Raw genomic sequence first — 12,481 nt, 5'->3', positions numbered from 1 at the left:
ACCGCCCCACCGACCCGGGGCCAGCGATACGCGTCAGTTACCTGGCCACTGCTACTGCAGCCAAGGCTTGCGAATCGCACGCCAAATTCAACCATCGCAACACTCCTCACATCGGCCAATCGTCATACCCCGAATCGCCGAGCAATCGTCTGGGTTGTGGGTACTTTGGCTTATGCGACCCAACGCCGTATCGGGTTATAGGCAAAGCGATCCGGAAATGGGAGCAATTGACAGAAATTGCGCGAGTCTGTTGCCAGTAAGCCATCTGATGTGCATACAATTGCGGATCAAAACGCAGAACATACTGCGAAAAGTCCAAGGGGAGCCGATTTGGCTGACACACAAAGCGAAGGTGCGTTCGTTGAATTCGAACGCGTCCAAAAGAGCTATGATGGCGAGAATCTCGTCGTCAAAGATCTGAATCTGATCATGCCAAAGGGCGAATTCCTGACAATGCTCGGTCCGTCAGGCTCTGGCAAGACCACCTGTCTGATGATGCTGGCGGGGTTCGAGACCGCAACCCATGGCGACATTCGTCTGGACGGTGTGTCGATCAACAACATCCCGCCGCACAAACGGGGCATCGGCATGGTGTTCCAGAACTATGCGCTGTTCCCGCATATGACGGTGGCTGAAAATCTGTCCTTTCCGCTGGAAGTGCGCAAGATGGGCAAATCCGAGCGCGAGAAAAAGGTTCAGCGGGCGCTGGACATGGTGCAGATGGGTGCCTTTGGTGGCCGTCGCCCGGCGCAATTGTCAGGCGGTCAGCAACAGCGGATCGCGCTGGCCCGGGCCCTGGTGTTCGAGGCTGAACTGGTTCTGATGGACGAACCGTTGGGCGCGCTGGACAAGCAGTTGCGCGAACATATGCAGTTCGAAATCAAGCGCATCGCCGACGATCTGGGCATCACGGTGGTCTATGTGACCCATGACCAGACCGAGGCGCTGACCATGTCCGACCGCGTGGCGGTATTTGACGATGGGCGGATCCAGCAGCTGGCCCCGCCGGATCAGTTGTACGAAGCTCCGGAAAACAGTTTCGTCGCCCAGTTCATCGGCGAAAACAACACACTGGAAGGCGTCGTCAAGGAGATCAAGGGCGATATCGCCCTGGTGCGGCTGGACGACGGCGAACTGATCGACTGCAAGCCGGTCAATGTCAGCCAGCCGGGCGAGCGTACCCGCGTGTCGATCCGCCCGGAGCGGGTGGAATACAACAAGGACCGTCTGCAAGAGGGTGTGCATACGCTCAAGGCCGAGGTGCTCGAGTTCATCTATATGGGTGACATTTTCCGGACCCGTCTGCGGGTGGCCGGAAACGAGGATTTCATCATCAAGACCCGCAACGCGCCGGACCAGGTGCGTTTGCAGCCGGGTACGCAGATCGAGATAGGTTGGCTGCCCGAAGATTGCCGCGCGCTGGATGCGTAGCCGCATACACGTCGTTGCGCGTTGCCGGAACGATGAAAACCGGGGCCGGACGGTTGCCCGTCAGGCCGGCCTCACCCACTCACGACGACGGGCGAACTATAAAAAGTGAATGAAACAGGGAGAATGCCTGAATGAAACTGACAAAGACTATTCTGGCGACAGCAGCGCTGAGTCTTAGCACCGGCCTGGTAAATGCGGCTGACATGGCCAACGACATGACGGTCGTTTCCTGGGGCGGCGCTTATCAGGCCTCGCAGCTGAACGCCTATGTCAAACCGTACCAGGAAATGCACCCCGAGGTGAACGTCATCTGGGACGAAAGCTCGGCCGAGGCCGTGGCGAAACTGCGCGCGATGAACGAAGCGGGCAACGTGACCTGGGACCTCGTGGACGTGACTGCGGCCTCTTCGCTGCGCCTGTGCGACGAAGGGCTGGCGGTGGAAATCGATTTCGATACCATGCTTGAATCGGCACCCGACGGCACGCCGGCCACCGAGGATTTTGGCGACACGATGGTGGGGGACTGCTTTATTCCCCAGATCGTCTATTCGACCACATTTGGCTATCGCACGGATCTGGTGGGCGACACGCCGCCGACCAGCGTTTGCGCCATTTTCGACACCGAGGCTTATCCCGGCAAACGGTCGCTGGAGAAGCGCCCGCTGAACAACATGGAATGGGCGTTGCTGTGTGACGGTGTTGCCAAGGAAGAGGTCTATGATGTTCTTGAAACCGAAGAGGGTCAGGAACGGGCACTGGCCAAGCTGGACACCATCAAGGACGACGTGATCTGGTGGTCGGCAGGTGCTGACACGCCACAGCTATTGGCCGATGGCGAGGTCGTGATGGGGTCGACCTATAACGGCCGCCTGTTCAGCGTGATCGAAGAACAGAACCAGCCGGTTGCCATGCTCTGGGACTGGCAGGTCTATGACCTGGACGGCTGGATCATTCCCGCCGGCCTGCCCGAAGACCGCCTGGCGCGCGTCGTGGATTTCCTGAAATTCGCCACGGACACACAACGTCTGGCAGATCAGGCCAAGTATATCAGCTATGGCCCGGCCCGCGCGTCATCGGCTCCGTTGGTGGGCAAGCATGCCGATCTGGGTATCGACATGGCACCGCACATGCCGACCGATCCGGCCAACGCCAAGAACACGCTGCTCTACAACTTTGAGTTCTGGGCCGATTATCGCGACGATATCGACGCCAAGTTCCAGGCCTGGCTGGCCAAGTAAGCCGGCGACCTGAACCAACCCGAAGGCGGTGCGCCGCCTTCGGAGCCCAAAGCCACGCTTTCGGATCCAACCGGGGCGCCGCCTAGCAGGGAATGGACAGCAAGATGAGCGATCAAACGACAAACGGTCCCGTACTCGCCGCGGATGGCACGCCGCTCAAGCGCAGCCTTTCGCGGGCGCTGCGGATGCAGAAATTGCGTGCGCTGGCGCTGATCGCGCCGCTGCTGATCTTTGTCCTGCTGACATTCATCCTGCCGATTGCCGACATGCTGTTCCGGTCGGTGGAAAACCAGATCGTTGCCGACACGATACCTGAAACGGTCGAGGCGCTGGCCGACTGGGACCCGGCCTCGGGCACTTTGCCCGACGAGGCGGTCTATGCGGCCCTGGCGGCAGATCTGCAGGTCGCGGTTGCCGCCAAGACCCACACGCGGCTCGGGTCGCGGCTGAACTACGAATTGACCGGCGCGTCCTCGCTGTTCCGCAAATCAGGCCGCAAGGTCAAGCGCATGGATCTGGATGCCGACATCTCGTTCAAGGATGCCTTTATCGATATCGACAAGGATTGGGGCGAAATCGAGATCTGGCGCACCATCAAGACCTATTCGCCCTCCTATACCAGCGGGTATTTCCTGAACGCGGTGGACATGCAGAAAGGTGCCGATGGCGCCGAACAGCGGCCCGAGAACCAGCAGATCTATCTCAAGCTGTTTGCCCGCACGCTGTTCATGAGCCTGGTGATTACCGGATCATGCATCCTGCTGGGCTATCCGGTGGCGTGGATTCTGGCCAACCTGCCCACACGATCCGCCAACCTGCTGATGATCCTGGTTCTGCTGCCGTTCTGGACTTCGCTTTTGGTGCGCACATCGGCCTGGAAGGTGATGCTGCAGCAGCAGGGCGTGATCAACGACACGCTGGTTTGGCTGGGTCTGGTGGCCGATGACGCGCGGCTGGTGATGATCAACAACCAGTTCGGCACGATCGTGGCGATGACCCATATCCTGCTGCCCTTCATGATCCTGCCGATGTATTCGGTGATGCAGACCATTCCACAGACCTATGTGCGCGCCGCCAAGTCGCTGGGCGCGACCAACTGGACCGCCTTCTGGCGGGTCTATTTTCCACAATCGGTGCCGGGCATCGGCGCCGGCTCGATCTTGGTCTTTATCCTGTCGATCGGCTATTACATCACGCCGGAAATTGTCGGCGGCAACACCGGTACCTTCATCTCGAACCGCATCGCCTATCATATTTCCAGTTCGCTGAACTGGGGGCTGGCGGCGGCGCTCGGCTCGATCCTGCTGGCGGTCGTGCTGTTGCTCTACTACGCCTATGACAAGATCGTTGGTATCGACAACGTCAAGCTGGGGGGCTGAGACAATGGCCGCACTGACACCCATATCCCGCACCCCGATCTCGTTCTACGTGCCCGTCGTGGCCGCCGCCGGCGCTTTTGCCGGACTGCTGGTCGGCACCTCGCAGGGCAGCTCGGTTCTGGGGGTGCTGATCGGCGCGGCCCTGATGGCCGGCATCGCTTTTGTCCTGACGCAGGTTCTAAAGAACGAGCGCGTCGGCCGCTGGGGTCTGATGGTCCTGCTGCTGGTCGCCGGTTTCGTCATGGCCGGCCTGCCGGGCGCGGTGATCGGCGCGGCGTTTGGCTGGTTCTTTGGCTGGTTCAGCTATTGGCTGTTCGAAGGCCGCTATCGCGCCAGACTCGCGCCCTACCTGACCCCTGGACAGGTCCTGTGGCATTTTACCTTTCGGGTGATTTGCGGTGCCATTTTCGTCTTTCTGATCACGCCGATCCTGGTGGTGATGCCGCTCAGCTTCAACGCCGAGGACTTCTTTACTTTCACACCCGAGATGCTGCGTTTCGATCCGGCTGGCTATTCCCTCAAACATTATCAGGACTTCTTTACCAGTTCCGACTGGCAGAACGCGCTGCGCAATTCGATCCTGATCGCGCCGGCAGCAACATTGTTGTCGGTCAGTTTCGGCACGCTGGCGGCCATCGGCCTGAGCCAGCCGCACGTGCCGTTCCGGCGGGCGATCATGGCGACCCTGATCTCGCCGATGATCGTGCCGCTGATCATCTCGGCCGCGGGCATGTATTTCTTTTACTCGCGCATCGGATTGCAGGGCACCTATTTCGGCGTGGTGCTGGCGCATGCCGCGCTGGGTATTCCCTTTGTCATCATCACCGTGACGGCAACGCTGGTCGGGTTCGACCGCTCGCTGACCCGCGCCGCGGCAAACATGGGGGCCAATCCGGTCACCACGTTCTTTCGTGTGCAGATGCCGCTGATCCTGCCCGGCGTGATTTCCGGGGCGCTGTTTGCCTTTATCACCTCGTTTGACGAGGTGGTTGTCGTGTTGTTCGTCGGCTCGGCGGGACAGAAAACCCTGCCCTGGCAGATGTTCACCGGCCTGCGCGAACAGATCAGCCCGACGATCCTGGCGGTTGCGACCATCCTGGTGGTGATTTCGATTGCCTTGCTGACCGTGGTCGAAATGCTGCGCCGCCGCTCGGAACGGCTGCGGGGCATGAGCCCCGGCTGAGACAGCACCGGGTGCGCGGTGGCCGACCGTTCGTGGCCGGCGACCTTTCTGAGGCGGCCGAACTGCCGCCGGCTCAGCGCAGGGCCCGGCCCTTGACGATTGCCTTGGCCCCGAACCGCCGGCGGATGGCGTCCGTGGCGCGTTCGGCGCGGCCGCGGCGGCCGGCATCCGGATCCAGCAGATCGCCGGATTTCTCCGCTTCGGAGTCCGGGCACAAATCGGACAGACCGCAGCCCAACAGCCGGAACGGTCCCTGATCGGCAACTTGTCCGAGCAGGCCACGCGCCGTTCGATAGATCGCATCGGCCATCTGGGTGGCATCGCGCAGGGCCTGCCGGCGGGTCAGGCTGCTGTGATCGGCCCGTTTCAGTTTCAGCGTCACGACCCGGCCGGCGATGCCCTTGGCCTTGGCGCGGTCCGACACCTTTTCCGCCATGCGCCAGAGATGACCGTCCAGCAGATCGGGGTCATTCGTGTCCTCGAAAAACGTCGTCTCGTTGCTGATCGACTTGATCGGCGCATGGGCGGACACGCGCCGCCGATCCTGCCCGCGCGCCAGATGCCACAAACGGTCCCCCATGGCCCCGAACCGCGCCGTCAGCGCCGCCCGGTCCCAGCGCAGCAGGTCGGCAAAGCTGCGGATACCGGCCTTTTCCAGCGCGGCCTGGGCCGCCGGGCCGATGCCCCAGATCAGCCGCACCGGCTTGTCGTTCAGAAAGGCGGCGGTTTCGGCCTGGCCGATCACTGAGAACCCGCGCGGCTTGTCGAGATCCGACGCGACCTTGGCCAGGAACTTGTTGTGGCTCAGGCCGATCGAACCGGTCAGGCCCAGTTCGTCCTGCATTCGCCGTACCAGCCGCGCCAGCATCACCGCCGGCGGAGCGCTATGCAGCCGGGCGGTGCCGCGCAGATCGAGAAAGGCTTCGTCCAGCGACAACGGTTCGATCGCCGGAGTCAGCTCCTGCATCATCGCACGAATCTGCCGGCTGGCGTCAACATAGGCATCCATCCGTGGCCTGACGATCACCGCATCGGGGCACAGTTTCAACGCTTGAAACATCGGCATCGCCGAGCGCACACCGCGGATTCGCGCGACATAGCAGGCGGTGGACACGACACCGCGCCTGCCGCCGCCGATGATCACCGGCTTGTCTGCCAGGTCCGGATTGTCGCGTTTTTCGACCGAGGCATAGAAGGCATCGCAGTCCATATGCGCGATGGACAGTTCGAACAGTTCCGGATGGGTCAGTACGCGCGGACTGCCGCAGTTCGGGCAGCGCGCCACGGCGCCTGCGGGGCGGATCAGGCAATCGCGGCACAAACTGGGCATGAGGAGGGTATCCGATTAACCGACCATTGAATATATCGCTGTCATGATACGCGAATATCCGTGGCACGTCAGTGCAATTGCAAAAGGGCAGCTTTGCCGACATGACTTTTTCCGGTGCCAAACTGGCCGTGTTTCTGGGCTCTGACCTGCTGGTCATCCGGCGTGATGACCGGCCGGATATTCCCTGGCCGGACTATTGGGATCTGCCGGGCGGCGGGCGTGAAGGGTCGGAAACGCCGGCGCAATGCGCTCTGCGTGAAACCCGCGAAGAGGTCGGGCTGGTCCTGCAGCAGTCCGATCTTGTCTGGTCCAACAATTACCGCCGACCGCACGGAATCGTCTGGTTCTTTGCCGCGCATCTGCCAGAACGGGCGCTGGGCTCGATCCGGTTCGGCAACGAGGGCCAGGGCTGGCAACTGATGGCACCGGGAGAATTTTGCGAACATCCGATGGCGGTGCCGCATTTCACAACACAGGTGCGCCTGTACCTGGCACATCCGGACTGCAAACCGGGTCTTTCTGGAAAGACCCCCCGCTGCTGAGGCGGGGGGAGGTAACGAACCACAGGAAGAAAAGGTTCGTCGGGGAGTATCTCGTGACGTAGGGTCACCCAAAACGCCCGAAAATCAAAGCTCCGATACCGCGCCGGCCCTATTGCACGTATAACATGTGCCTTTGAGGGCACAGATCGCGTCAAAGCCCGGCGATTTCGTCCAGAATCGCTTGTGCTGCGGCGCGCGGGTCGGCCGCGGTCCAGACCGGACGCCCGACCACGATATGATCGGCCCCATCGGCAATCGCGCTGGCTGGCGTGGCGACTCGCTTTTGATCGCCCAGCGCAGCGCCGGCGGGCCGCACGCCGGGTGTCACGATCAGGCGGCCCTGCGCTTTAGGCAGGGCCCGGATCAGCCGTGCCTCTTGCGGCGAGGCAATCACACCATCGGCACCGGCCTCGAATGCATTGACGGCGCGTTCCTGTACCAGGTCGGTCAGGTCACCGGGCTTGATCAGTCCCTTATCCAGATCGGCGCGGTCCAACGATGTCAGGATGGTGACGCCGAGAATTTTCAGGCCGCTACCCGCAGCCCCCTGTTTGGCTGCCTCGACTACGTGCGGATCGCCATGCACGGTCAGGAAATCCAGGTCAAACTGAGCCAGGCCACGCACCGCCGCCTCGACCGTGGCGCCGATATCGAACAGCTTCATGTCCAGAAAGATGCGCTTGCCATGTTCCTGCTTCAGCTCGTTGGCCAGGGCCAGACCACCCCCGGTGAGCATGCCCAGCCCGATCTTGTAGAACCCGACCGCATCCCCCAACCGGTCCGTCAATTCCAGACCCTGTACGGCATTGGCGACATCGAGGGCGACGATCAGGCGGTCATCGGACATGGGGTGGCTCCGGCGGTTGAAATCGCATCTGACTAAACGCTGCCCGCACCGGATGTCCATGACAAAGGCGCAGACGGGCCGGCCACCGCCGGAAACGGGGTGCAAAGGATTGAATTCATGCAACCGATTGTTGAAATTGCGAGCGGGGAAGGCGGCAAAAACCTTTGCTCGGGGGTTGAAGGTCGGATCGAATTCCCCAAATTGAATGCGAGGCCCGACCGTCGGCGTGCTGCTGTGCAGGCGTTGAACAGAATGGGCGCTTGAAAAAGGAGAGACAGATGGACTTGAACAAGTTCACCGAGCGTGCACGCGGATTCGTGCAGGCCGCGCAGACGATCGCGATGCGCGAGGGCCACCAGAGACTGACGCCCGAACACATCCTCAAGGCTTTGATGGATGACGATCAGGGGCTGGCAAGCAACCTGATTTCCCGCGCTGGCGGCAACCCGGCCCGCGTCGCCGAGGCCGTCGAGCAGGCGATCGGCAAGATCGCCAAGGTCAGTGGCGATGCCGGACAGATTTACATGGACAGCAGCACCGGCAAGGTGCTGGCCGAGGCCGAGGCCATTGCCAGCAAAGCGGGCGACAGTTTCGTTCCGGTGGAACGGATGTTGATGGCGCTGTGCATGGTCAAGTCCAAGGCCAAGGACGCGCTGGATGCGGGCGATGTGAACGCGCAGAACCTGAATGCCGCGATCAACGACATCCGCAAGGGCCGGACCGCCGACAGCGCCACCGCAGAAGAGGGCTATGACGCGCTCAAGAAATACGCCCGCGATCTGACCGAGGCGGCCCGCGAGGGCAAGATCGACCCGATTATCGGCCGCGACGAGGAAATCCGCCGCGCCATGCAGGTTCTGAGTCGCCGCACCAAGAACAACCCGGTGCTGATCGGTGAGCCAGGCGTCGGCAAGACTGCCATCGCCGAGGGTCTGGCGCTGCGCATCGTCAATGGCGATGTACCGGAATCTCTGCGCGACAAGCAGTTGCTGGCCCTGGATATGGGGGCGCTGATCGCCGGGGCGAAATACCGGGGCGAATTCGAGGAACGCTTGAAAGCGGTCCTGACCGAGGTCACAGAGGCCGCCGGCGAGATCATCCTGTTCATCGACGAAATGCACACGCTGGTCGGTGCCGGCAAGTCCGAGGGCGCGATGGACGCGGCCAACCTGATCAAGCCGGCCCTGGCGCGCGGTGAATTGCACTGTGTCGGGGCTACGACGCTGGATGAATACCGCAAATATGTCGAAAAGGACGCGGCCCTGGCCCGCCGGTTCCAGCCGGTGCTGATTCAGGAGCCGACCGTCGAGGATACGATCTCGATCCTGCGCGGCATCAAGGAGAAATACGAGGTGCATCACGGCGTCGACATTTCCGATGGCGCGCTGGTCGCGGCAGCCACCCTGTCGCACCGTTACATCACCGACCGTTTCCTGCCGGACAAGGCGATCGACCTTGTCGACGAGGCGGCCAGCCGTCTGCGCATGGAGGTCGACTCCAAGCCCGAAGAACTGGACCAGCTGGATCGCCAGATCCTGCAGATGCAGATCGAGGAAGAGGCGCTGAAGCTGGAAGACGATGCCGCCAGCCGCGACCGTCTGGAGACCCTGCAAAAGGATCTTGCCGAGTTGCAGGAGAAATCCGCGGAACTGACGGCGCAATGGCAGGCCGAGCGCGACAAGCTGGCCGGGGCGCGGGACGTCAAGGAAAAGCTGGACCATGCCCGTGCAGAACTGGATATCGCCAAGCGTGAAGGCAACCTCGCCAAAGCGGGCGAACTGTCCTATGGCGTGATCCCGCAGTTGGAGAAACAGCTCAAAGAGGCCGAGGAAAGCGAAGCGGCCGGTATCATGGTCGAGGAAAAGGTGCGGCCCGAGCAGATCGCTTCGGTGGTCGAGCGCTGGACCGGTATTCCGGTGGCCAAGATGCTGGAAGGCGAGCGCGAAAAGCTGCTGCGCATGGAAGACGGCCTGCACAACCGGGTAATCGGTCAGGATGTGGCGGTGCGCGCCGTGTCCAATGCGGTGCGCCGGGCGCGGGCCGGGCTGCAGGACGAGAACCGTCCGCTGGGCTCTTTCCTGTTTCTCGGGCCGACTGGCGTCGGCAAGACCGAGTTGACCAAGGCGCTGGCCGAGTTCCTGTTTGACGACGATGGCGCAATGGTGCGCATCGACATGTCGGAATTCATGGAGAAACACAGTGTCGCGCGCCTGATCGGTGCCCCGCCGGGCTATGTCGGCTATGACGAGGGCGGCGTTCTGACCGAGGCGGTGCGCCGCCGGCCCTATCAGGTCGTGCTGTTTGACGAGGTCGAAAAGGCGCATCCTGACGTGTTCAACGTGCTGTTGCAGGTGCTGGATGACGGGGTTTTGACCGACGGCCAGGGCCGCACGGTCGATTTCAAGCAGACGCTGATCATCCTGACGTCGAATCTGGGGGCACAGGCGCTCAGCCAATTGCCCGAGGACGCCGACGCCTCGGAGGCCAAGCGCGACGTGATGGATGCGGTGCGGGCGCATTTCCGGCCCGAGTTCCTGAACCGGCTGGACGAGACGATCATCTTTGACCGTCTGAACCGGGCCGACATGGACGGCATTGTCGATATCCAGCTGGCCCGCCTGAAAACGCGGCTGCTGGCCCGCAAGATCACACTGGATCTGGATCAGGCGGCAAAAACCTGGCTGGCCGACGAGGGGTATGACCCGGTCTTCGGTGCGCGACCGCTCAAGCGGGCGATCCAGCGGGCCTTGCAGAACCCGCTGGCCGAGGCCTTGTTGAGTGGCGAAATTCGCGATGGCGATACGGTACCGGTTTCCGCCGGCGCCGACGGGCTGATCATCGGCGAACGGGTCGGCACCACCGATCGGCCACGACCGGATGACGCTGTGGTGCATTGAACCGCCAGTTGCACAATCGATTGGGCCCGCCTGACCGGCGGGCCCATCTTTCTTGACGGCCCCGTCCGTGGGCGGTCAGCGGGGCAGCAGCACCCGGTCGATCACATGGATCACACCGTTTCGAGCATCGATATCGGCCTGCGTCACGTTGGCCGAGTTCACCCGGACACCCGTGCCATGTTTGCCGGCCCGTCCGTCGATAGCCACGGTCTGGCCCTGCAAGGTCTTGGCGGTGAATTTCTGCCCCAGAATCTGATCCGACGTCACCCGTCCGGGCAACACGTGATAGGTCAGAACCGAACGCAGCCGGTCCTTGTTTTCCGGCTGCAACAGGCTGTCCACCGTTCCCGCCGGAAGCCGGTCAAAGGCTGCATTTGTCGGCGCAAGGACGGTGAGCGGGCCGGCCCCCTGCAGATCATCCACCAAATCGGCGGCCTTGAGGGCGGTCACCAGCGTCGAGAAATTCGGATCTGATGCCGCGATGTCGACAATATCGGGCTGTGGAGCGGCACAGGCACCCAGCGTGCCTAGGGCCGCGGCGGCGGCAATGGATTTTAGAACCAGACGACGGTCCATGTGGTTCCTCCTTTCCTTTCTTTAGAAACATGGCAAGTGGCGGGGCGCATCATGCCGATGGCCCCGCCGATGAACTTGACGTCGTCACTGGGGCATGATGACCTTGTCGATGACGTGGATGACGCCGTTTTCGGCCTCGATATCCGCCGTCACGACTGTTGCGTCATTGACCATCACACCGTTGTCCAGATCGATGGTCACCTCGCCGCCCTGAACGGTCGCAGCCTTCATGTCATCGCTCAGGTCGCCGGACATCACTTTGCCGGGCACCACGTGATAGGTCAGAATGGCCACCAGCTTGTCCTTGTTTTCGGGTTCCAGCAGCATCGCGACCGTGCCTTCGGGCAAAGCGGCAAAGGCCTCGTCGGTCGGGGCAAAGACGGTGAACGGGCCATCGCCCTTGAGCGTATCCACCAGGTCGGCGGCCTGAACGGCAGCGACAAGCGTGGTGAACGTGCCGGCCCCCGCTGCGGTATCGACGATATCCTTTGAATGTCCGCCCGCCAGGGCAGGCGCCGCGATCAGAGTGGCAGCGGTCAGCGACAGAGCAAATGAACGAAACATGCGAAGATCCTTTTTCAGGTCAGTCATACCGGGATTGGTATTGCAACCTCTACGCACCGGGTGCGGGTTCGGATCAGCGCAGATCGGACACTATCTGGTTTGACTTTGCAGCGGCCCGCGCTAAGCCGCGCCCTTTTGCGGTTTCCACTGAAATTCTTGTGATCGCGGCCTTGCAATTTTTTCCTTGGCTGGCCCGCGCCGGCATCGCGTTACAACCACGTCGCCGAAACGTGAGACAAAATGGTTTGGTTCGTGGACGGCGCGGGGCTAGGTCAGAAGAAACGATTTGTTGGAGTGCGAGATGGCCCACCGCTGGAAGAACAATCTGACCATGTCCGATGTGACGCCGCGCGACACCTATTTGAACCGCCGCCGATTCCTGGCCGCAACCGCGGCGCTGGGCGTTGCGGCAGGTGCCGGGCCGGCGCAGGCGTCTGCGGCCAAACTGAAACCGAACTCCTGGCAGGAGATCACCAACTACAATAATTTTTATG

Annotated in this window: 11 protein-coding genes (1 of these 11 cut by a window edge); 7 read left to right on the top strand and 4 right to left on the bottom strand. The window is 61.9% G+C overall.

Going from position 1 to position 12,481, the window contains the following annotated elements; all coding sequences use genetic code 11:
* Positions 1-330 precede the first annotated feature (330 nt).
* From ACFMPD_RS15850 to ACFMPD_RS15835, 4 genes are all read left to right on the top strand, one after another.
* The gene (locus ACFMPD_RS15850; protein ID WP_380996501.1) at positions 331-1,431 is read left to right on the top strand and encodes an ABC transporter ATP-binding protein; all 1,101 of its coding nucleotides are present in this window, start codon (positions 331-333) and stop codon (positions 1,429-1,431) included.
* A gap of 131 nt (positions 1,432-1,562) precedes the next feature.
* Positions 1,563-2,669, top strand: coding sequence for an extracellular solute-binding protein (locus ACFMPD_RS15845; protein WP_380996499.1), 1,107 nt, complete (start codon positions 1,563-1,565; stop codon positions 2,667-2,669).
* 104 nt (positions 2,670-2,773) lie between these two features.
* Positions 2,774-4,048 (top strand): ABC transporter permease, encoded by a 1,275-nt coding sequence (locus ACFMPD_RS15840; protein WP_380996497.1) that lies wholly within the window; start codon positions 2,774-2,776, stop codon positions 4,046-4,048.
* Between the two features lie 4 nt (positions 4,049-4,052).
* Positions 4,053-5,231, top strand: coding sequence for an ABC transporter permease (locus ACFMPD_RS15835; protein ID WP_380996495.1), 1,179 nt, complete (start codon positions 4,053-4,055; stop codon positions 5,229-5,231).
* Positions 5,232-5,304: 73 nt separating this feature from the next.
* Here the strand turns inward: ACFMPD_RS15835 and ACFMPD_RS15830 are convergent, their stop codons facing one another.
* Positions 5,305-6,561 carry a DNA polymerase IV gene (locus ACFMPD_RS15830; RefSeq protein WP_380996492.1) on the bottom strand — a complete coding sequence of 419 codons (1,257 nt, stop codon included), beginning with the start codon at positions 6,559-6,561 and terminating at the stop codon, positions 5,305-5,307.
* Positions 6,562-6,662: 101 nt separating this feature from the next.
* Here ACFMPD_RS15830 and ACFMPD_RS15825 point away from each other — a divergent pair, with 101 nt between their 5' ends.
* Positions 6,663-7,103: an NUDIX hydrolase gene (locus ACFMPD_RS15825; RefSeq protein ID WP_380996489.1), complete on the top strand. Its 441-nt coding sequence runs from the start codon at positions 6,663-6,665 to the stop codon at positions 7,101-7,103.
* A gap of 151 nt (positions 7,104-7,254) precedes the next feature.
* Here the strand turns inward: ACFMPD_RS15825 and pyrF are convergent, their stop codons facing one another.
* Entirely contained in the window at positions 7,255-7,950 is a 696-nt protein-coding gene (pyrF, locus tag ACFMPD_RS15820) for an orotidine-5'-phosphate decarboxylase (protein WP_380996487.1), read from the bottom strand.
* A gap of 278 nt (positions 7,951-8,228) precedes the next feature.
* Here pyrF and clpB point away from each other — a divergent pair, with 278 nt between their 5' ends.
* Complete coding sequence (gene clpB, locus ACFMPD_RS15815; RefSeq protein ID WP_380996484.1) at positions 8,229-10,847, top strand: ATP-dependent chaperone ClpB; 2,619 nt, start codon at positions 8,229-8,231, stop codon at positions 10,845-10,847.
* Positions 10,848-10,922: 75 nt separating this feature from the next.
* Here the strand turns inward: clpB and ACFMPD_RS15810 are convergent, their stop codons facing one another.
* The gene (locus ACFMPD_RS15810) at positions 10,923-11,423 is read right to left on the bottom strand and encodes a fasciclin domain-containing protein (RefSeq protein ID WP_380996481.1); all 501 of its coding nucleotides are present in this window, start codon (positions 11,421-11,423) and stop codon (positions 10,923-10,925) included.
* A gap of 84 nt (positions 11,424-11,507) precedes the next feature.
* Positions 11,508-11,987 (bottom strand): fasciclin domain-containing protein, encoded by a 480-nt coding sequence (locus ACFMPD_RS15805; protein ID WP_380996478.1) that lies wholly within the window; start codon positions 11,985-11,987, stop codon positions 11,508-11,510.
* Between the two features lie 301 nt (positions 11,988-12,288).
* Here ACFMPD_RS15805 and msrP point away from each other — a divergent pair, with 301 nt between their 5' ends.
* On the top strand, positions 12,289-12,481 hold the 5' end (the start) of the coding sequence (gene msrP / locus ACFMPD_RS15800) for a protein-methionine-sulfoxide reductase catalytic subunit MsrP (RefSeq protein ID WP_380996476.1). It continues 713 nt past the right edge of the window; only the first 193 of its 906 coding nucleotides appear in the window; its start codon is at positions 12,289-12,291; its stop codon lies beyond the right edge, outside the window.

This window comes from Sedimentitalea sediminis (genome assembly GCF_042687825.1).
Taxonomy (GTDB): Bacteria; Pseudomonadota; Alphaproteobacteria; order Rhodobacterales; family Rhodobacteraceae; genus Sedimentitalea.
The sequence above is the reverse complement of the archived record's forward strand: the minus strand, read 5'-3'. Positions and strand labels throughout refer to the sequence as shown.